Origin of the sequence: Flavobacterium oncorhynchi (genome assembly GCF_002217355.1) — a bacterium.
In the GTDB taxonomy this organism is placed as follows: domain Bacteria; phylum Bacteroidota; class Bacteroidia; order Flavobacteriales; family Flavobacteriaceae; genus Flavobacterium; species Flavobacterium oncorhynchi.
In genome coordinates this window covers 123,619-142,971 of the sequence record NZ_MUHA01000012.1, presented here as the reverse complement: position 1 = coordinate 142,971, position 19,353 = coordinate 123,619, and the positions used below count along the sequence as shown (strand labels likewise).

Below are 19,353 nucleotides of genomic sequence, written 5' to 3'. Positions count from 1 at the left end.
AAGTATTATGTTTAAAAAAGTTTTAGTAGCAGAAGATCTAGATAGTATAAGCATAGCGGTTATTCAAGCGCTTGAAGACTTACAAATACCTATAATTCATCATGTAAAATACTGCGATGACGGATTATTAAGAATAAAAAAAGGTTTAAAAGATAAAGAACCATATGATTTACTAATTACAGATTTATCTTTTAAAATAGATCATCGCGAAACTATTCTAGAAAGTGGAGATGATCTGATAGAGGCAATTAATGCAATACAACCGAACATAAAAAAAATTGTATTCTCAATAGAAGATAAACCTTATCGAATTAAAACGCTTTTTAATGATTTAGGAATTAATGCTTACGTTTCGAAAGGTAGAAATAGTATTCAAGAATTAAGAAATGCAATTGAGAAAACCTATAACGAAGAGGAGAAAATACTATCGTCAGATTTAAATTTTAGTTTTAATGATAAATCGCTGATAGAAATTGAGTCTTATGACATTTCAATTCTAAAACTTCTAGCTCAAGGTCATATATTAGAAAGTATCTCAAATGAGTTTAAAGTAAATGCAATAACTCCTAATGGAACGAGCAGTATAGAAAAACGAATAAATAAATTAAAAATCTACTTCAAAGCGAACAACAATGTGCATTTAATTGCTATTGCAAAGGATTTTGGACTGGTTTAATTTTTCTATTCTTTTACGGATTCCCGTAAGGAAATGCACATTTATAGACATAAGTTTGCTATAACCTACGAATCTACCTAATGAAATTAAAATACAAATTCAATTTATTTGCAAAAATAAATACAACCAATAATAAAATTATTATGAAAACTATGATCTTGTGCCTATTTCTTTCCCTGACTTTTGCTCTAGTATCTGAGAAAACGGGATGGCTTGAAGTTGATTGGAAAATTGTTTTTATTCCTGCTCTTCTCGTTTTACAAATTATTATTATTGGAACAGCATTAAAAAATAGATATAAAAAACACTAAGCAGATTAGAACAAAATAATATCTAAAATGAATTTATAAAAAGAAAGAGAAAAACCCAATTGCTTATCTTTGATTTTTTTATAAGCAGATGAAAAACACTATAATTTACGTTCTCTTACTATTTACAGCTCATTCATTTTCTCAAACCAAATTTCTTTCTTGGAATTTGGAAAATTTTGGCAAATCAAAAACTCAATCCAGCTTAAATTTTATCGCTGCTACCGTTAAAGATTATGATATTGTTGCAATACAAGAAATTGTAGCAGGATATGGCGGCGCGCAAACTGTTGCAAAACTTTCACAATTATTAAATGAAAAAGGATCAAAATGGGATTATACCATTAGTGAACCAACCAGCGGCACAAGCTACAAAACAGAACGTTATGCTTTTCTTTGGAAAACCAGCAAAGCTAAACTAAAAGGCAATGCTTGGCTTGAAAAAAAGTATTTATTAGAAATTGACCGAGAACCTTATTTTGCAACATTTGAAATTGATAAAAAAACGGTAACTCTAGTTAATTTTCACGCTATTACAAAAAAGAAACAGCCTGAAACTGAAATTAAGTATTTTAAATTTCTTCCTCAAGAATATCCAAATTTAAATTTAGTTTTCGCAGGTGATTTTAATTGCCCAGAATCACATACCGTTTTCAATCCTTTAAAAAAGGCTGGGTATATCCCTATTTTACAAAAACAAAAAACCACTTTAAAACAAAAATGCAAACATGACGAATGTTTGGCGTCTGAATTTGACAATATTTTCTACCATACTGCTAAGTTTAAAAATACTCGATCTGGAGTAATTTTATTTTACAAAAAATTTGATTCTCTTCAAGAGGCTAGAAAAATATCAGATCATATCCCAATTTGGTTTGAATTTTCACTCAATTAAGTTTTCAGTTTTTTCTTTTTTGCAGCAGGAAATAAAACATTATTTAAAATTAAACGATAACCCGGAGAATTTGGATGTAAATCTAAAACAGTAGGCGGATCACCAACTTGATGCTGATAATCTTCAGGATCGTGACCTCCAAAAAAAGTAAACATTCCTTTCCCTTTTTCACCATGAATGTATCTCGCTTCGCCATTTATTTCGCAAGTTCCCATTACAAGAACATTTGATTTTACCAAAGTTTCATTAAACGAAGTTGTCTGTCCCATAAATCCTTTTACCAATTGAGTATGATTCTGACATAACATACTTGGAATTGGATCCCACTTTGCAGAAAATTCCATTAAAGTAAAATAATCTTTATCCATAGGAACTCGACGTATAGATGTCATATCAATATCTGAAAACTCATAAACTTCTGGTCTTCGCTCTAAAATGAAGTTTTTAAATGCAAATGAATTTCCATAATTCAATTTTGATTGATAATTAGATTCACTTGGGTCTCCATCAAACATAGTTTCACAAATATCAACGCCGTCAGCGGCAAGAGCAATATCAAAACTATCAGTAGCTGAACACATTGCAAACATGAAGCCGCCGCCAACTACAAAATCTCTAATTTTTTTGGCAACTGCTCCTTTCTCTATTGAAACTTTAGGATAACCAAGTTTCACAGCTAAAGCTTCGGCATCTTTCTTTTGTTCAATATACCATGGTGTATTTTTATAAGCGGTATAAAATTTTCCATATTGCCCGGTAAAATCTTCATGATGTAAATGAAGCCAATCATAAAGCAACAATTGATCACTTAAAACCTCCTCGTCATAAATTGGTGTAAATGGAATTTCGGCATAAGTCAAAACCAGCGTCACAGCATCATCCCATGGCTGTTTTCCTTTTGGAGTATAAACTGCAATTTTTGGTGCTTTTTCAAGAATAACAGATTCCATATTTTGTGACGGACTGGAAATATCATTTAATAAAGAAGCTTCTTCACTATCAGAAAGTATCTCAAAACTTACTCCTCTAATTTTACATTCTTTGCGAATTTCCTCAGCATCAGGCAATAAAAATGAACCGCCGCGATAATTAAGCAGCCAGCTTGCTTTATAATCTCTACTTAAACACCAATATGTTATTCCGTATGCCTTCAAATGATTCTGCTGAGTGGTCTCATCCATTGGAAGCAGTATAAATGAAGCTTTAGCTTGAAATGACAGCAGTACAATGAATATATATAGGAAGTTTTTTTTCATCAGAAAATTATTTCAGTAAAGATATAAGGATACGTGGAAAAACACAAAAGATATAAATGTTTTATAATTAAATAAAACGTTAAAAGTCAATACACATAAATGAATCACAGTAATAGAAAAACACGTATAAACACGTACTCTTTAAATGAAAAAACTACTTACATTTGAAATCCCAAATCATCAAACTAATCAATGTAAAACCATAGCCATGAAGTTTAATGATAGTAACAACCAACCAAAAGGTCTTAATGTAATACAAAAAATAGGTCTTTGTTTACTTGTATTTACGATAATACTGTATTATGTATTATCTATTCATTTTTTAACCAGCTAAATTTATAGAGTCAAAACTGCGATTTCATTTTGAATAGCATATACTACTAAACCAGCAATATTTCTAGATTCTGTTTTTAGAAGTAAATTATTGCGATGCCCTTCTACCGTTCTCGGACTTAAAAAAAGATGCTCTGCAATTTCTGTAGTTGTTTTTTGCTGACAAATAAGCTGAAGAATTTCAATTTCACGAGGCGAAAGAAAACTAGTTTCTAAACTTCCTTTAGAGTTTTTCGAAGAAACAATTGTTTCTTGAATTGTTTTTAGAACACTTTCATTATAATAAAATCCTTTTGTGTAAACTTCATTAATGGTTTTAATTAAATCTTTTGGAGTTGTATTTTTAATTAAATAAGCAACAGCTCCAACCTGAATCATATTTGCAATAAATGATTTAGAATCGTAACTAGTAAGTGCAATAATTTTTATTTGAGGGAAAGATTTTCGAATAATTTTTGTTGCTTCAACACCATTTAAAACAGGCATTTTCAAATCCATGATAATAATATCTGGTGTATTATCCTTTTCTTGCAGCTTTGAAACTAATTCTTCGCCATTTGAGGATTCAAAAACAATTTCAATATTAGCTTCTCTTTGCAATAAAAAAGCTATTCCTTTTCGAAACAATACTTCGTCATCGACTAAAGCAATTTTTATAACGGGATTCATTTTTTCTGTTTTTGGTCATTTGGTTTCCCGAAATTACGAAATTTGAACCAAAAAAAGCTCGAAACTCCTGTTAAATTGGTTAAAATCTAGTTTTTAAATACTATACTCTGCTAAAAAGTAAAAACAACAGCAAGTCCTTTGCCAATTTCAGACTTTAACTTAATTGTTCCATTCAAGAAAGATATTCGAGAATCAATATTTTTCCAACCAAGTCCTTTTTGATTTTCGGCATTTTTGCTGTCAAACCCTACTCCATTATCTTCATAATAACAAGTTGGAATTTGATCCACCAACTTAAAACTGATCCAAATTTCAGCAGCTTTTCCGTGGCGAACAGAATTATTCATCAACTCTTGAAGAATTCTAAAAACATGCAAATGACGATCAATATCATTCTCGTCAAAATCAAGTTCATTTTCATAATGTGTCTGCACTGATTTTCCACTTTCAAATTCTTCACACAACTCTTCAATTCCTGCATTAAGTCCAAATTTTTCAAAAACTGGCGGCAACAAATTATGTGCAATTTTTCTTGAATTCTCAAGTGCTTTTGCAGTAAGTGAAATAATATTTTCGGTTATTTCGCTTATCTCCTGTTCAGTTAAATTAGGAGAAGTAAGCAAATGACTATTTAGTGAAACTATATTCAGCTTAGAACTAATATCGTCATGTAAATCCTGAGCAATTCGTTTTCGCTCTTCTTCTTGAGTAACAATTATAGCATGAAGCTGATCTTTTTGATGTTGAATTTCAAGGTTTTTATTCTCAATTTCCTTTTGAATTATTTTCTTCCTAGAGAAGTAAAAGAATATAATCAACACAACTGCAACAATTATAAAGAAAAGTGAAATATATAAAATTATGGCAACAAGTTCTTTTTCAGGAATTGAGTTCGTTCTCATATTAAATTAATCTTTATCGCAAATTTTTCAATTAAACTAATGAACCTTTTTTTGGATTGCTTTTAATCCAATCGTATAAAATAAAAAGCTGATACACTACGATTAAAAAAGCATTCAACATCCACGTTACATATTTTAGGTCAGCACTTAATTCGGGCGAAAGATTACCAACTAAAAACAGCACTGTACTGGTTAGCAAATAAAAGACAATCCCAATGCTTATATAATAATATTCTTTATTTTCTGTAAGCATATTATAGAAATGAATTAGAGCAAAAACAACAATCAGCAAGGATGTTAATGTAATTTCAAATAAATTAAATTTAAAAAATTGATTTGGATCCATAATAAATTGCGCTCCTAAAACCATTAAAGCAATTATCACACTGGTTTTTACAAATAGTTTTTGGCCTTTTATGTGCATTAATGAATTATAGAACAACCCTAATAATAGCATTTGTCCTACAAAGAATATATTAATAGCCAGCAAATTATTCCCTCTTAGGAAATAAATAATCTCCATGTAGATTTGCAGCAAAAATGAAAAAGCTAAGTAAGAAACAAAAAAAACATTAGCTTTTTCCTTTCGGAAAAAGCTATATGAATATAATATAAGATTTAATAATAAAATCAAATAAGCTGAATAAATTAAAAAATCATCCACTTTGTATTTTTTTTAAATCAATATGGAGGACAAGGACGAGCACCATCATAAGCATCTTCATCTTCACCTGGACCTGAATCTTCAGTATTTTTTGGCTGAACAGGCGGCCCATAAACATCTACATAAGTATCTGTTTCTTTATCATATCTTGCTCCAACAAAAATTAACGTCTTTTCGTTTTGATCATTAATTCCAATATGTGCACGAACAGCAACAGTATTAAGTTTTAATACCATTTCTAAACTTTCTCTTGGTATTAAAAAAGCTTTTACTTTTTTATCACTATCCTCAATTGTGGTATCTTTTTGATATTTTTCCTCCCATTTTTCAGCAGTCGCTTTTGTAATTTTAATAGGTCCTGGAAAGTCTTCTTCTTTCATGGTTTTTGATTTAAATTGGTTAATAGTATTTAATTTGTTAATTGGATTTGCTAAACTACCGAATTAATTTTATATAAGAAATATTATTACGCAAAATTGCAGATAGTTAAGGAACTGCTGAATAAAAAAAAATCTTCGTAAGTATTTAACTTACAAAGATTTATTTATTTCATTATCTCTTTTTTCAATTAAAAAGGAACATCACTATCATCATCATCGTCATTCAAATTACTGCCAAAAGCTTCATTTGCCGAAGGTAGATTTTTAGTAATAAACGGATTATCATCGTGGTTCATTTTTGATGGTAAATCATCATAGCCACCTGAGAAATCATCAAGATTATCAAATTTTCCTAAGTGTCCTATAAATTTCAATCGAATGTTTTCAATACCACCATTACGGTGTTTCGCGATCATAATTTCAGCCTGACCTGCTGTTGGCGAAGCTTCATCATCATCCCATTCTTCGATTTTGTAATATTCTGGTCGGTATAAAAACGAAACAATATCAGCATCCTGCTCAATAGCTCCAGATTCACGAAGATCCGACAGTAACGGACGCTTACTTGATCCACGCGTTTCAACAGCACGCGACAACTGCGAAAGTGCAATTACTGGAACATTTAACTCTTTTGCTAAGGCTTTTAAGTTTCGGGAAATTGTCGAAATTTCCTGCTCACGATTTCCTCCTCCTTTATTATTTCCTCCTGCAGTCATCAACTGCAAATAATCAATGATTATAATTTTGATACTATGCTGTGAAACTAAACGACGGCATTTTGCACGTAAATCGAATATTGAAAGCGATGGTGTATCGTCAATAAACAATGGGGCTTTTTCTAAATCTTTTACTTTAGTACTCAGCTGCTCCCATTCGTGTTTTTCTAATTTTCCTGTTCTCAATTTTTCAGAAGACAATCCTGTTTCAGAAGAAATAAGCCTCGTAATCAACTGAACTGATGCCATCTCTAGAGAGAACAAAGCTACCCCATGTCCATATTGAATCGCGATATTTCTTGCCATTGAAAGTACAAAGGCTGTTTTTCCCATCGCAGGTCTCGCTGCAATAATAATTAAATCGCTGGGCTGCCATCCAGAAGTTAATTTATCTAGATTATGAAAACCAGTTTCAACACCACTCAAACCTTCTTTACCCGCAATTTCCTCAATTTTTTTCTTAGCTTGTAAAACTAAACTCTGAGCAGTTTCAGAACTACGTTTGATATTTCCTTGTGTAACTTCGTATAATTTTGACTCGGCTTTATCCAGCAAATCAAATACGTCTGTACTTTCATCATATGATTCTTCGATAATCTCAGATGAAATTCGGATCAAACTTCTTTGAATGAATTTTTGAAGAATAATACGAGAGTGAAATTCGATATGGGCAGAAGACGCAATCTTTTGAGTAAGCTGAATTAAATAAAAATCTCCGCCTGCTATTTCTAATTTTCCATTTTTCTTTAATTGACTTGAAACCGTCAACAAATCTATTGGCTGCGTTTCTGTAAAAAGCTGTAAAATTGCTTCAAAAATATGCTTGTGCGATTCTTTGTAAAAAGCATCAGGCTGCAAAATATCAATTACATCATCAACCCCTTTTTTATCGATCATCATTGCCCCAAGAACAGCCTCTTCCATCTCTATTACTTGTGGAGGTAATTTACCTTTCTCCAGATTAATAATAGTGGTTTTATCGACTTTTATAGGGTTTACGTTTTTGAAATTTTCCATATAGCGAAAGTAACAAAATTTAAAAAAAAATTGTTATCGAGTTATAACTATTGTGTGTTTATAAATAAGTTTTTTTTGTTGATAACCAAAAAAAAATCCGAAACCGCAGGGCTTCGGATTTAAAATAATATTTTATGAATTTACTCTTTAAACTCGCCCATATTGCTGTATTTGTCCATTCTTTGGGCAATTAGCTCAGCTGTTGATAAGTCTTTCAATTCGTTATATCCTTTGGTAATATATTCCGCAACGGTTTTAAAAGTAGTTTCTCTGTCGTAGTGTGCGCCGCCAAGTGGTTCAGGAATAACATCATCAACTAATTTTTGTTTTTTCATATCAGATGAAGTCAATTTCAAAGCTTCAGCAGCACGTTCTTTGTACTCCCAGCTTTTCCATAAAATAGAAGAACATGATTCTGGTGAAATTACAGAATACCACGTATTTTCTAACATATAAACTTTGTCTCCAACACCAATTCCTAAAGCACCTCCAGAAGCACCTTCACCAACAATAATTGTGATAATTGGCACTTGTAAACGAACCATTTCGAAAATGTTTCTAGCGATAGCTTCTCCTTGCCCGCGTTCTTCAGCTTCAAGTCCTGGATAAGCACCCGGAGTATCTACTAAAGTTACAACTGGAATTCCAAATTTCTCTGCCATTTTCATTAAACGCAAAGCTTTACGGTATCCTTCAGGATTTGCCATACCAAAATTACGATACTGACGTGTTTTAGTATTTGTTCCTTTTTGCTGACCAATGATCATATATGACTGTCCGTTTATTTTACCAAGACCGCCAACCATTGCTTTATCATCTTTAAAGTTTCTGTCTCCATGAAGCTCTAAAAAAGTATCACCGCAAATTGCTCTGATATAATCTAAAGTGTAAGGCCTATTTGGATGTCTTGACAATTGTACACGCTGCCAAGCCGTAAGGTTTTTGTATATTTCTTTCTTAGTCTCTACTAATTTCTTGTTGATTTCTTTACAAGTAGGCGTAACATCAACATCAGATTCTTTTCCAATTATAACGCACTTTTCTAACTGTTCTTCAAGTTCTTTTATTGGAAGCTCAAAATCTAAATATTCCATGGATTTTTGAATTTTGTTTTTAAATCGAACCGCAAATATAAAAATATTATATCATTGGCGTAGTTAATTGTTATTAAAGTATCAAATTGTAATTTAAAAATAAGTAAAACTTTACAGTTTTTTCTTGTTTTGGTAATGTTTAAAAACGCCGTTTAAAATAACTGTAATTACAATTATCAAAGCGCCAATATAAAATTCTGTACTCATTTTTTCTTTTCCGCCAAGAATAAAATAAGCCAGCATAATTCCGTAAACAGGTTCTAAATTAGTCGTTAACATTACTGTATAAGGCGTTAATCGCTGCATCACTTTCACCGAAGCTGTAAATGCATAAGCCGTGCAAACAGAAGCTAAAACCAATAACAAAACCCAATTGTTTAATGACATCACAAAAAAATCGGCGTTGAATTTTCCTAAAACCAAAAAATAAATTGTGATAAAAAAAACTCCAGCACCAAATTCATAAAATGTAATTAAAGATGGTTCATGATCTGATATAAGTTTACCATTCATTAAAGTGAATAAAACTCCTAGAATTATTGATATTAAAGCATAATAAACTCCTGTCAAGTACTTTATTTCTACTTGAAGTATCAAGGCTAAACCTGCGATAATAACTAATCCAAAGAAAACCTCATACCACAGAATTTTGCGCCCGTAAAAAAGCGGCTCTAATAAAGAAGCAAAAAAAGCTCCCAGCGAAAAAATAGAAAGGGTTATTGAAACATTTGAGACGTGAATCGCTTTAAAGAAAAAAATCCAGTGAAGCGCTATCAATAATCCAACAAAAATGAGTTTAGCAAAAGATTGTGCAGATATAGCAAAAGACTGTTTTTTGTAGACAATAAATCCACCCAGAAAAATTCCCGCTATCAACATTCTAAACCAAACTAAATTTTCGGCGTCAATCGTAATTAAAGCACCCAAAATAGCCGTAAAACCCCAGATAAAAACAATTAAATGAAGATTTAAGTAACTTTTTAAATTATCGTTTCGCATTACGTAATAAGTACACTGCTAAAATTCCAAAAACAATATTTGGAAACCAAACAGCTAAAAATGGTGAGAAAGTAGATTTTTCGGCAAGTGTACCAAATATTTTATCAAAAAACACAAATGAAAAGGCAATCGCAATTCCGATTGCTAAATTTGTTCCCATACCACCTCGACGTTTCATAGAAGAAACCGCAACCGCAATAATGGTTAAGATAAAAGCCGAAACCGGCACACTGTATTTTTTATAAAGAACTACTAAATAGGTATTAATATTACCTGAACCTCTCTTTTTCTCTTTATCGATAAAATCAATTAACTTGCCTAAAGTAAGCGTTTCCGCTATGTATACAACAGGAGTTAAATCTGCAAGTTCAAATTTAAACTTGACATTCTTTTCAGGAACCTTTTCTATTACATCATTCAATTCGCCTAAAGTTCTTTTTGTATAATCATACAAAATATACGTTTTCAGTTTAGGATCCCACTTAATACGACTTGCAGTAATTTTATAGGTTAACTTCTCTTTTTCAAAGTGTTCTAATGTAAAATTAAATGCTGTTTTTGTTTCCTCATTAAAACTATTTACAAAAATAAAATCATGATCATTTATCTGTCTGTAAACATTTGTGTTTTCACCCCGCATAAGTTCTTTACCATTTCCTTTAAGATAAGTATATCTAAAATTATTATAGCCTTCACTCGCCGCCGGAACAATGAAAAACCCCATTAATAAAACAAAAATAGAAACAATTGTAGCACCAATAATATAAGGACGTAAGAATCTCGTATACGAAATACCCGAACTTAAAATCGCAATAATTTCTGTATTATTTGCCAGTTTTGATGTAAACCAAATTACTGACAAAAACAGGAATATCGGAAATAAGGAGTTTATAAAATAAATAGTAAAATTGTAATAATAGAGCGCAATATCCATAAATGGAATCTTGTTTTCCAGCATCTTATTAACTTTCTCAGATACATCAATTACGATTCCTATTGGCGCAAACAAAAGCAGCATTACAGAAAAAGTTCCAAGGTATCTTTTTAAGATGTATTTATCTATTATTGTTAACATAGTAAGATTTAATCGTTTATCTGTTTAATCGTTTAACCGAATAAACGATTAAACAAATAAACATATTTTAAAGTCTTTGACTCATATTTTTAACCATCATTTCTTTCCATGGTCTAAAATCGCCAGCTAAGATATGTTTTCTAGCTTCACGAACCAACCACATATAAAAACCAAGATTATGAATCGTTGCAATTTGTTTTCCTAAATACTCGTTGGCTGCAAATAAGTGACGTAAATATGCTTTTGAGTATTCTGTATCTACAAAAGTATGTCCCATTTCGTCGATAGGAGAAAAATCAGCCTCCCACTTTTTATTTTTAATATTGATTGTTCCATTTGCAGTAAACAACATTCCGTTTCTTGCATTACGCGTAGGCATTACACAGTCGAACATATCAATTCCTAACGCAATATTTTCCAAAATATTTATAGGAGTTCCAACTCCCATTAAATAACGAGGCTTATCTTCTGGAAGAATTTCGCAAACAACTTCCGTCATTGCGTACATTTCCTCGGCAGGTTCTCCAACTGACAATCCGCCAATTGCATTTCCTTGCTGTCCTGCGTTTGCAATATATTCAGCTGACTGACGACGTAAATCTTTATATGTACTTCCTTGCACAATAGGAAAAAACGTTTGTTCGTAACCGTATTTGTAAGGAACTTTTTCTAAATGATTGATACAACGATCTAACCAACGATGCGTCATGTGCATAGAACGCTGTGCATATCTGTAATCACAAGGATATGGCGTACACTCGTCAAAAGCCATAATAATATCGGCTCCAATTGTACGCTGAATTTCCATTACATTTTCTGGCGTAAAAAAGTGATACGAACCATCTATATGCGATTTAAACTTTACTCCTTCTTCCTTAATTTTTCTATTTGAAGAAAGAGAATACACTTGATATCCTCCAGAATCCGTTAAAATATTACGATCCCAATTCATGAATTTATGCAATCCACCAGCTTTTTCAAGAATTTCTGTCTGCGGACGCAAATACAAATGATATGTATTTCCAAGAATAATATCTGGATTAATATCATCTTTCAATTCACGCTGATGCACTCCTTTTACAGAAGCCACCGTTCCAACAGGCATAAAAATAGGCGTTTCTATTACGCCGTGATCAGTAGTTATACTTCCCGCTCTTGCTTTAGACTGCGGATCTTTTTGTAATAAATCGAACTTCATTTGTTTCTTTTTTCAGTCGGCAAAGATAAGCTAATTTCAGGGAAATTTAATTAATTCGATAATTTGTCAATTATAAAATTGAGTTAATTCCAAAACAATATAAAACCTAAACTCCAGAAATTTTTAAATTTGAATAAAATCAATAAAATGAACTTAGCTCAAAAACTTGGATATCCTGAAAACACCAAACTATTAATTATTCACGCCGATGATGCCGGATTATCACATTCAGAAAATCAAGCAACGATAAAAGCTCTCCAAAACGGATCCGTAAACTCTTATAGCATAATGGTTCCTTGTCCGTGGTTTTTTGAAATGGCAGCTTTCGCTAAAGAAAATCCAAATTATGACTGTGGAATTCATTTGACTTTGACTTGCGAATGGGAAAATTACAAATTCGGTCCAGTTCTTCCTGTATCTGAAGTTCCAAGCTTAGTCGATCAAAACGGTTATTTCTACAAAACAAGAAAAGATTTCAAGAACAATGCAAAACCTTCTGAAATTAAAAAGGAACTTACCGCCCAAATTGAAAGAGCTTTATATTTTGGCATTCAACCAACGCATCTCGATTCACATATGTGCAGTATTGGTGTAACTCCTGAAATTTTAGAAATTTATAAAGAACTAGGAAGAACCTACAATTTACCTGTTTTCATTAATAAAGATTTTGTCGAATCCATTAGCCTGTCTGATGAAAAATATGATTTCGCAAATACTCTTTTAGCCGACAATCTTCTAATTGGATATTACACCGATTTCGAAAAAGGAGAACTTCGAAAATCATACGAAGAAGCTTTAGACAATGTAATTCCAGGATTCAATGTTTTCTTGCTTCACCCGGCTTTTGATGATTTTGAAATGCAGGGCATTACAATTAATCATCCCAATTTTGGATCAGAATGGCGCCAAATTGACTTTGATTTTTTTACCAGCGATGAATGCAAATTTAAGCTTAAAGAAAACAATATTCAATTAGTCACATGGAAAGAGATTAGCAAAACCATATAGTTTATCAACTTCTACTTATTATAAAAACATTTCAATCTGCATTGATAATTTGATGCAATATCTGCAGGAATTTTCTATTTCATACAATATCTGGAGAAAAGCGGTATAATTTAACAATTGCGACAAACTAAAGCAAAAAATCATTTGTCAGCCCGCAAAATAAAAATTACTTTTGCTCCAGTTTAACTTTTACATATAAAATGAAGCCTAACACACAACAATTAAGCGATTTAACGATCCAAGTAAGAAGAGACATTCTTAGAATGGTACATGCTGTCAACTCAGGTCACCCAGGTGGTTCATTAGGTTGTACTGAATTTTTGGTAACTCTATACCAAAACATTATGGATCGTAAAGAAGGTTTTGACATGGATGGAATTGGAGAAGACATCTTCTTTTTATCAAACGGTCACATTTCGCCAGTATTTTACAGCGTTTTAGCTCGAAGCGGTTATTTCCCTGTTTCAGAACTTGCTACTTTCAGATTATTAAACTCTCGTTTACAAGGACACCCAACAACTCACGAAGGATTACCTGGAGTACGTATGGCTTCTGGATCATTAGGACAAGGTTTATCTGTAGCTCTTGGTGCTGCTCAGGCTAAAAAATTAAATAACGACAATCATTTAATCTATACTCTTCACGGAGACGGAGAATTACAAGAAGGTCAAAACTGGGAAGCTATCATGTATGCTTCTGCTAAAAAAGTAGACAACCTTATTGCAACAATCGACGTTAACGGAAAACAAATTGACGGAACAACGGATGAAGTTCTAGCAATGGGAAGTCTTCGTGCTAAATTCGAAGCTTTTGACTGGGACGTTCTTGAAATCAAAGAAGGAAACAATATTGACGCAATTATCGCTGGTTTAACTGATGCTAAATCTAGAACAGGAAAAGGAAAACCAGTTTGTATTTTATTACATACAGAAATGGGTAACGGAGTTGACTTTATGATGCATACGCATGCATGGCATGGAAAAGCACCAAACAATGATCAATTGGCAAGTGCTTTAGCTCAAAACATTTCAACTTTAGCAGACTATTAAAAAAAGCTTTAAGCTTTAAGCAGTAAGCTTTACGCCTATTGCCTATTGCCTATTGCGTACAGCAAAAAAACAAAAATGAAAAAATACGAAAATACAGGAAGTAAAGATACTCGTTCTGGTTTTGGAGCGGGAATGACTGAATTAGGTCAGAAAAACGAGAACGTTGTGGCATTATGTGCCGATTTAATTGGATCATTAAAATTTGATGATTTCAAGAAAAATCACCCTGAGCGTTTTTTCCAAATTGGAATCGCAGAAGCTAACATGATCGGAATCGCTGCTGGTTTAACAATTGGAGGTAAAATTCCATTTACAGGAACTTTCGCTAACTTCTCAACAGGAAGAGTTTACGATCAAATTCGTCAATCTGTTGCTTACTCTGATAAAAATGTAAAAATCTGTGCATCTCATGCTGGTTTAACATTAGGAGAAGACGGTGCAACTCACCAAATTTTGGAAGATATTGGATTAATGAAAATGCTGCCAGGAATGACTGTAATCAATACTTGCGATTACAATCAAACTAAAGCCGCTACTATTGCATTAGCAGATCACCACGGCCCAGCTTACTTACGTTTCGGTCGCCCAGTTGTAGCTAACTTTACTCCTGCTGACGAACCATTCGTAATTGGAAAAGCAATTTTATTAAACGAAGGAACTGATGTAACAATTGTTGCAACAGGACACTTAGTTTGGGAAGCTCTTATTGCTGCTGAAGCTTTAGAAGCAAAAGGAATCTCTGCAGAAGTAATCAACATCCATACAATCAAACCTCTTGACGAAGAAGCAATTCTTAAATCGGTTGCTAAAACGAAATGTATAGTTACTGCCGAAGAGCACAACTACCTTGGAGGTCTTGGAGAAAGCATTTCAGGAGTATTAGCTTTAAACAATCCTACTCCGCAAGAATTTGTAGCAGTACAAGATAGTTTTGGTGAATCTGGAACTCCAGAACAATTAATGGAAAAATACAAACTAAACAATCAAGCAATTGTTGAAGCTGTAGAAAGAGTTATCAAAAGAAAATAATTTTCAATTTTCTTACTTTATAAAAAAACCTCGAAATTTACATTTCGAGGTTTTTTTTTCTTACAACTCCAACTAATACCAAGATATATCTACAGAAACCTCAGGTGTTGGAAACGGAATATCTAGACTACAGGTTATTGGACCAGAGATCACAAAATTAGAATTTGAATGGGTAGGAATTTTAAAAGTCCAGTGCCCTACGTGATAGGTCTGCGTACCCGTCACTGTAGAAGAGGTGTAAATATTCCCCACAGTCCAAACACCTTCTGTATCTCCACCAATAAAATTACTTCTTAAATATCGAGGATTAAAAGCTTCTTTCCACTTGCAACCACCTAAAGTAGAACATGACCTATATTGCAATGTCGATCTTAGAAACATTTCACTAGTCAAAATCGATCCATTCAAAAGAATTGTTTCATTATACAAATCAACAACATGCCTAAGCCTACTACCTGACACATTCATTTCTGCACTTGCAAATGTCTTTACTCTATTTTCATTTGGCAAAACCATTCTACCCGTTAAACTCTTAGAAGCACCTGAAATACTCAATAACTCACCGAATTTTTCTAATTCAGATTTGCGCTCAACAAGCTCTTTTACACTTAAAATAGTTTCATTTTCTGATAACAAATAAAAACTGCGTTCATTAAGCCAAAGGACTTTACCCGCAATTTTTAACTTTGATTCCGCATTTAAAATTGATTCTAATGCTGCAGAATAAACCACTCTTGATTCAGAAATAACATCTTCTTCAATACCTAACGAATTATCTGTGGTATTCAACAGCGACACCACTCCTTTAGAAGAAATCCACTTTTGAAGTTCATCTTTATTCAATGTCGCCAAATAGGAATATTCCCTAACAAAAGATTCTTCACTTTGAAATGATAATACCTTACCATCTAAAACCGATTCAGAAGCTCCTTTTAAAGAATTCGCTTTCTCACTCTCTTGATCCTCACTACTGCATGACAAAATAGTAAGCCCTAAAAACAATGTAAGTAATTTTTTCATTTTGCAAAATTTAAATATTAATCCTACAAACATACTTTTATATTTAAGACATAGTTTACGCTAAACCGTAAAAACGAAAGTTTTTTCCTAAACAAAAACAAAACTATCGAATAATCAGCAAATTAACCATTGCTCAACTTCAACATTTTAACATAATTAAATCTTTTCAACGACTAAAGAGACCTAAAAATGATACAAAAAAAACCTCGAAATATAAATTTCGAGGTTTTTCCTTTGCAACTTGTACAAAGTTAATTCTTTTGATAAGGATATGTTTTATCTAAATAAATTCTTAATCTTGGATTTGCTTTATAATCGTCTTCAATAAACTTTCTCGGATTATTAATTGATTCCGGTTTCGAAGGGTCAGTAAGCGCTCCGGTTGGCCTCCTAGGAATACCATAAGTCTCCGTCTCATCTATATTTGGAGTAGCAGGATTATCCCCAATTGGATTCCAAGGATAATACTTACTTATACCTGTATTAGGAGCATCAGCCGGTTTTGTAACTTCAAATCTAGTACTAAAACCATCACCATCATCATCAAAATCCAAAAAGTCTGCAATTCCATCACCATCCGTATCATCAATTAAGTTAGCTGGCGGACTTGGATACTTAGTGGTATTTCTAAAATCATAAAGATATCCATCACCATTAACATCTTCTAAATAATCTGGAACACCGTCTCCCATAAACACTCGCGCTCCCGTACTAGAATTAAAAGTATACTCATTATCCATTCTCTGAAGATCATACAACTTAATAGTAAACACTAAAGGAGAATATGACGGAATATCATTTTTCACCTGTTCATAATACCCTAATCCAGACGGCAAAAATATAACCCCAGCTCCAAAATCTTGATAAGTTACACTTCCATCTGGTGCCGTTGTCGAAACACCCGTTTTAAACTTTGGAAACATTTCCGACCACCCCTCAATCACAGTAACCTCATCTGCAGTTGAAATAGCATATGGAAACAATAAAAATTTTCTCCCAACCCCATAAGACTGGTCAAAAACCTTCCCATTTAACAAATTACCTTTATAAGCTGCTACAATTTTATCAGTATTAGTAGGTGCTTGTCCCGATCCTTTTCTTAAAGTTAAATAATACACATTATAGGTTATATTATTACTATAGACATTTCTAGTCTCTAACGGATATACCTTTTGATCCCAAATAGAAGTTTCAGTTCCTCCTGCTGGAATTTTCTCAATAACAACATCAAAATTAGGAGTTACTTCCTTGATATAATTAGTCTTTAAATATTTAATAATCGAATCATTATCCGCTTTATACTGCTCAGCATAATCTCTTACCGGCACCACCACCACATCCTCATCATCATCCTTTTTAGAACAGGAAACCAAAGAAATACCTGCAAGCAATAAAATAAAATAATATTTAAATTTGTTCATTATTGTCCTTTTTTTAGGTGCGCAAGATACAATATTGATTTATTTTTGTAAAGAATTTAACTTTGATTTTAGAAAAATTATGCGAATAGATAAATACCTGTGGTGTGTTCGGTATTACAAAACCAGAAATATGGTAACCGAAGCCTGCAAAAAGAACCATATTACTGTAAATGGGCAGATTGCAAAGCCTTCTAAAGAGGTTTTCCCTACTGACCGAATTACCTTTAGAAAAGATCAAATTACTCAAATTATAACCGTACTTGATATTCCCGAAAATCGTGTTGGAGCAAAACTTGTCGATATATATCGCAAAAACGAAACTCCGCCCGAAGCTTATGCTCATCTTGAATTATTAAAGCTTTCGAAAGAGCATTATCGAAAAAGCGGCACAGGAAGACCAACCAAAAAAGACCGAAGAGATATTGACGAATATGGAAATGACATTATTGATGAAGACGATGAAAATTAAATTCTAAATCATCAAAAAATCAAAACCTCAACATTGGAATTTAAAATTTGTAATTTAGCCAAAAAATTAAATCATGAGCAACAACATCATCTTAACCAATCAGGAAATCGAACACAAAATAAAACGTATCGCTTATCAAATCTACGAGACATTTGTTGATGAGAACGAAGTTGTTATTGCCGGCATCGCATCAAACGGATCTATTTTTGCTCAAAAAATTGCTTCAGCTTTAAGTGAAATTTCAACACTAAAAGTTTCTCTTTGCGAAGTTAAGATCAATAAACAAAATCCGCAATTACCTATTCATACGTCTTTACCAAAAGAAGATTACGAAAACAAAGGATTAGTATTAGTTGATGATGTTTTAAATTCAGGCACAACTTTAATCTATGCTGTTCGCCACTTCTTAGACGTTCCATTAAAAAAATTCAAAACAGCGGTCCTAGTTGATCGTAATCATAAAAAATATCCTGTAAAAGCGGACTTCAAAGGTATATCACTATCTACTTCTTTATTAGAGCACGTTCAGGTTGTTTTTGACGAAAGCAATGGCGATTCAGCTTTTTTAAGCTAGAATCTTCAAAATATCCTCAACAGTTTCTTCGACAGTTTTATCATCAACCACAACCTTAAATTGCGCGTGGTTGTAGTAAAAACTTCTGTCGAACAAATGTTTTGCGATAAACTCTTTCATTTCCTCCTCATTCATATCAGCTATCAAAGGGCGTTTACTTTTATTATGTACTAATCTATTATATAAAGTATCAATAGACGCCTTTAAATAAACTGAAACAAGATCCTCATTTTGCAATAATAAATGATTATTAGCATAACAAGGAGTTCCTCCACCCAAACCTATAATATAATTTTCTGGAGATTGCAGCAATTCTAAGAACATTTCATGCTCTAATTTTCGAAAATAAATTTCTCCATGCTGCTCAAAAATGTCTTTTATAGACAAATTTGCTTTTTTTTCGATGCAAACATCTAAATCTAAAAACGGAATTTCAGTAATTTTTGATAAGTTTTGGGCAATTGTTGACTTTCCGCAACCCATATATCCTAATAATACAATCTTTTTCATTTTAATAATAACCTATAAATTAAGGCGTTGTAAATTTTGATTAAAAAAAGACAAATTTATAATAAAAATGCTTGCAAATAATAAAATAAAC

21 protein-coding genes are annotated in these 19,353 nt (G+C 32.4%); 8 read left to right on the top strand and 13 right to left on the bottom strand.

The features are described from left to right. Positions 1 to 7: 7 nt before the first annotated feature. The 3 genes from B0A75_RS10485 to B0A75_RS10475 all read left to right on the top strand — a co-directional run bounded on the left by B0A75_RS10485 (position 8) and on the right by B0A75_RS10475 (position 1,879). Positions 8 to 676 carry a DNA-binding transcriptional response regulator gene (locus B0A75_RS10485; RefSeq protein ID WP_089054224.1) on the top strand — a complete coding sequence of 223 codons (669 nt, stop codon included), beginning with the start codon at positions 8 to 10 and terminating at the stop codon, positions 674 to 676. Between the two features lie 143 nt (positions 677 to 819). Further along, positions 820 to 987 (top strand): hypothetical protein, encoded by a 168-nt coding sequence (locus tag B0A75_RS10480; RefSeq protein WP_164975068.1) that lies wholly within the window; start codon positions 820 to 822, stop codon positions 985 to 987. An 88-nt stretch (positions 988 to 1,075) separates the two neighbouring features. After that, positions 1,076 to 1,879 carry an endonuclease/exonuclease/phosphatase family protein gene (locus B0A75_RS10475; protein ID WP_089054222.1) on the top strand — a complete coding sequence of 268 codons (804 nt, stop codon included), beginning with the start codon at positions 1,076 to 1,078 and terminating at the stop codon, positions 1,877 to 1,879. Here B0A75_RS10475 and B0A75_RS10470 read toward each other — a convergent pair. The 10 genes from B0A75_RS10470 to tgt all read right to left on the bottom strand — a co-directional run bounded on the left by B0A75_RS10470 (position 1,876) and on the right by tgt (position 12,182). Further along, entirely contained in the window at positions 1,876 to 3,135 is a 1,260-nt protein-coding gene (locus B0A75_RS10470; protein ID WP_089054221.1) for an asparagine synthetase B, read from the bottom strand. The genes B0A75_RS10475 and B0A75_RS10470 overlap by 4 nt on opposite strands. Before the next feature lie 336 nt (positions 3,136 to 3,471). Further along, positions 3,472 to 4,137 (bottom strand): response regulator transcription factor, encoded by a 666-nt coding sequence (locus tag B0A75_RS10465; protein WP_089054220.1) that lies wholly within the window; start codon positions 4,135 to 4,137, stop codon positions 3,472 to 3,474. 110 nt (positions 4,138 to 4,247) lie between these two features. Further along, positions 4,248 to 5,039, bottom strand: a complete 792-nt coding sequence (locus B0A75_RS10460; protein ID WP_089054219.1) for a sensor histidine kinase — start codon at positions 5,037 to 5,039, stop codon at positions 4,248 to 4,250. 31 nt (positions 5,040 to 5,070) lie between these two features. Then, on the bottom strand, positions 5,071 to 5,562 hold the full coding sequence (locus B0A75_RS10455; RefSeq protein WP_244284381.1) for a hypothetical protein: 492 nt from the start codon (positions 5,560 to 5,562) through the stop codon (positions 5,071 to 5,073). A 158-nt stretch (positions 5,563 to 5,720) separates the two neighbouring features. Then, entirely contained in the window at positions 5,721 to 6,083 is a 363-nt protein-coding gene (locus B0A75_RS10450; protein WP_089054217.1) for a hypothetical protein, read from the bottom strand. Positions 6,084 to 6,271: 188 nt separating this feature from the next. Continuing rightward, positions 6,272 to 7,816, bottom strand: a complete 1,545-nt coding sequence (dnaB, locus tag B0A75_RS10445; protein ID WP_089054216.1) for a replicative DNA helicase — start codon at positions 7,814 to 7,816, stop codon at positions 6,272 to 6,274. Positions 7,817 to 7,956: 140 nt separating this feature from the next. Next, positions 7,957 to 8,910: an acetyl-CoA carboxylase carboxyltransferase subunit alpha gene (locus B0A75_RS10440; protein ID WP_089054215.1), complete on the bottom strand. Its 954-nt coding sequence runs from the start codon at positions 8,908 to 8,910 to the stop codon at positions 7,957 to 7,959. A gap of 111 nt (positions 8,911 to 9,021) precedes the next feature. Next, complete coding sequence (locus B0A75_RS10435; protein WP_089054214.1) at positions 9,022 to 9,909, bottom strand: DMT family transporter; 888 nt, start codon at positions 9,907 to 9,909, stop codon at positions 9,022 to 9,024. Then, the gene (locus B0A75_RS10430) at positions 9,896 to 10,984 is read right to left on the bottom strand and encodes an LptF/LptG family permease (protein ID WP_089054213.1); all 1,089 of its coding nucleotides are present in this window, start codon (positions 10,982 to 10,984) and stop codon (positions 9,896 to 9,898) included. The genes B0A75_RS10435 and B0A75_RS10430 overlap by 14 nt, the downstream gene beginning before the upstream one ends. A gap of 67 nt (positions 10,985 to 11,051) precedes the next feature. Next, a complete protein-coding gene (gene tgt, locus B0A75_RS10425; RefSeq protein WP_089054212.1) occupies positions 11,052 to 12,182 on the bottom strand; it encodes a tRNA guanosine(34) transglycosylase Tgt in 1,131 nt (376 codons plus the stop codon). Between the two features lie 147 nt (positions 12,183 to 12,329). Between tgt and B0A75_RS10420 the strand changes: the two genes are divergently transcribed. The 3 genes from B0A75_RS10420 to B0A75_RS10410 all read left to right on the top strand — a co-directional run bounded on the left by B0A75_RS10420 (position 12,330) and on the right by B0A75_RS10410 (position 15,268). After that, complete coding sequence (locus B0A75_RS10420) at positions 12,330 to 13,190, top strand: polysaccharide deacetylase family protein (RefSeq protein WP_089054211.1); 861 nt, start codon at positions 12,330 to 12,332, stop codon at positions 13,188 to 13,190. Between the two features lie 200 nt (positions 13,191 to 13,390). Next, positions 13,391 to 14,239 carry a transketolase gene (locus B0A75_RS10415; RefSeq protein WP_089054210.1) on the top strand — a complete coding sequence of 283 codons (849 nt, stop codon included), beginning with the start codon at positions 13,391 to 13,393 and terminating at the stop codon, positions 14,237 to 14,239. A gap of 75 nt (positions 14,240 to 14,314) precedes the next feature. After that, positions 14,315 to 15,268 (top strand): transketolase family protein, encoded by a 954-nt coding sequence (locus B0A75_RS10410; protein WP_089054235.1) that lies wholly within the window; start codon positions 14,315 to 14,317, stop codon positions 15,266 to 15,268. 72 nt (positions 15,269 to 15,340) lie between these two features. Here the strand turns inward: B0A75_RS10410 and B0A75_RS10405 are convergent, their stop codons facing one another. Together B0A75_RS10405 and B0A75_RS10400 are read right to left on the bottom strand one after the other, a co-directional pair. Beyond that, positions 15,341 to 16,288, bottom strand: coding sequence for a hypothetical protein (locus tag B0A75_RS10405; RefSeq protein WP_089054209.1), 948 nt, complete (start codon positions 16,286 to 16,288; stop codon positions 15,341 to 15,343). Between the two features lie 251 nt (positions 16,289 to 16,539). Beyond that, on the bottom strand, positions 16,540 to 17,709 hold the full coding sequence (locus B0A75_RS10400; RefSeq protein WP_089054208.1) for an FKBP-type peptidyl-prolyl cis-trans isomerase: 1,170 nt from the start codon (positions 17,707 to 17,709) through the stop codon (positions 16,540 to 16,542). Between the two features lie 79 nt (positions 17,710 to 17,788). Between B0A75_RS10400 and B0A75_RS10395 the strand changes: the two genes are divergently transcribed. Then, positions 17,789 to 18,178: an RNA-binding S4 domain-containing protein gene (locus tag B0A75_RS10395; RefSeq protein WP_089054207.1), complete on the top strand. Its 390-nt coding sequence runs from the start codon at positions 17,789 to 17,791 to the stop codon at positions 18,176 to 18,178. Between the two features lie 73 nt (positions 18,179 to 18,251). Then, on the top strand, positions 18,252 to 18,752 hold the full coding sequence (locus B0A75_RS10390; protein ID WP_089054206.1) for a phosphoribosyltransferase family protein: 501 nt from the start codon (positions 18,252 to 18,254) through the stop codon (positions 18,750 to 18,752). Here the strand turns inward: B0A75_RS10390 and B0A75_RS10385 are convergent. Beyond that, positions 18,744 to 19,262 (bottom strand): shikimate kinase, encoded by a 519-nt coding sequence (locus B0A75_RS10385; protein WP_089054205.1) that lies wholly within the window; start codon positions 19,260 to 19,262, stop codon positions 18,744 to 18,746. The genes B0A75_RS10390 and B0A75_RS10385 overlap by 9 nt on opposite strands. Positions 19,263 to 19,353: the final 91 nt, after the last annotated feature.

Excerpts from the sequence above, each read along its gene's own strand:
- B0A75_RS10465 (WP_089054220.1), bottom strand. The coding sequence starts at position 4,137 with ATGAATCCCGTTATAAAAATTGCTTTAGTCGATGACGAAGTATTGTTT.
- B0A75_RS10440 (WP_089054215.1), bottom strand. The coding sequence starts at position 8,910 with ATGGAATATTTAGATTTTGAGCTTCCAATAAAAGAACTTGAAGAACAG.
- B0A75_RS10430 (WP_089054213.1), bottom strand. The coding sequence starts at position 10,984 with ATGTTAACAATAATAGATAAATACATCTTAAAAAGATACCTTGGAACT.
- B0A75_RS10420 (WP_089054211.1), top strand. The coding sequence starts at position 12,330 with ATGAACTTAGCTCAAAAACTTGGATATCCTGAAAACACCAAACTATTA.
- B0A75_RS10415 (WP_089054210.1), top strand. The coding sequence starts at position 13,391 with ATGAAGCCTAACACACAACAATTAAGCGATTTAACGATCCAAGTAAGA.
- B0A75_RS10455 (WP_244284381.1), bottom strand. The coding sequence starts at position 5,562 with ATGGAGATTATTTATTTCCTAAGAGGGAATAATTTGCTGGCTATTAAT.
- B0A75_RS10405 (WP_089054209.1), bottom strand. The coding sequence starts at position 16,288 with ATGAAAAAATTACTTACATTGTTTTTAGGGCTTACTATTTTGTCATGC.
- B0A75_RS10480 (WP_164975068.1), top strand. The coding sequence starts at position 820 with ATGAAAACTATGATCTTGTGCCTATTTCTTTCCCTGACTTTTGCTCTA.
- B0A75_RS10435 (WP_089054214.1), bottom strand. The coding sequence starts at position 9,909 with ATGCGAAACGATAATTTAAAAAGTTACTTAAATCTTCATTTAATTGTT.
- B0A75_RS10485 (WP_089054224.1), top strand. The coding sequence starts at position 8 with ATGTTTAAAAAAGTTTTAGTAGCAGAAGATCTAGATAGTATAAGCATA.
- B0A75_RS10475 (WP_089054222.1), top strand. The coding sequence starts at position 1,076 with ATGAAAAACACTATAATTTACGTTCTCTTACTATTTACAGCTCATTCA.
- B0A75_RS10400 (WP_089054208.1), bottom strand. The coding sequence starts at position 17,709 with ATGAACAAATTTAAATATTATTTTATTTTATTGCTTGCAGGTATTTCT.
- B0A75_RS10470 (WP_089054221.1), bottom strand. The coding sequence starts at position 3,135 with ATGAAAAAAAACTTCCTATATATATTCATTGTACTGCTGTCATTTCAA.
- B0A75_RS10460 (WP_089054219.1), bottom strand. The coding sequence starts at position 5,039 with ATGAGAACGAACTCAATTCCTGAAAAAGAACTTGTTGCCATAATTTTA.
- dnaB (WP_089054216.1), bottom strand. The coding sequence starts at position 7,816 with ATGGAAAATTTCAAAAACGTAAACCCTATAAAAGTCGATAAAACCACT.
- B0A75_RS10410 (WP_089054235.1), top strand. The coding sequence starts at position 14,315 with ATGAAAAAATACGAAAATACAGGAAGTAAAGATACTCGTTCTGGTTTT.
- tgt (WP_089054212.1), bottom strand. The coding sequence starts at position 12,182 with ATGAAGTTCGATTTATTACAAAAAGATCCGCAGTCTAAAGCAAGAGCG.
- B0A75_RS10390 (WP_089054206.1), top strand. The coding sequence starts at position 18,252 with ATGAGCAACAACATCATCTTAACCAATCAGGAAATCGAACACAAAATA.
- B0A75_RS10395 (WP_089054207.1), top strand. The coding sequence starts at position 17,789 with ATGCGAATAGATAAATACCTGTGGTGTGTTCGGTATTACAAAACCAGA.
- B0A75_RS10385 (WP_089054205.1), bottom strand. The coding sequence starts at position 19,262 with ATGAAAAAGATTGTATTATTAGGATATATGGGTTGCGGAAAGTCAACA.
- B0A75_RS10450 (WP_089054217.1), bottom strand. The coding sequence starts at position 6,083 with ATGAAAGAAGAAGACTTTCCAGGACCTATTAAAATTACAAAAGCGACT.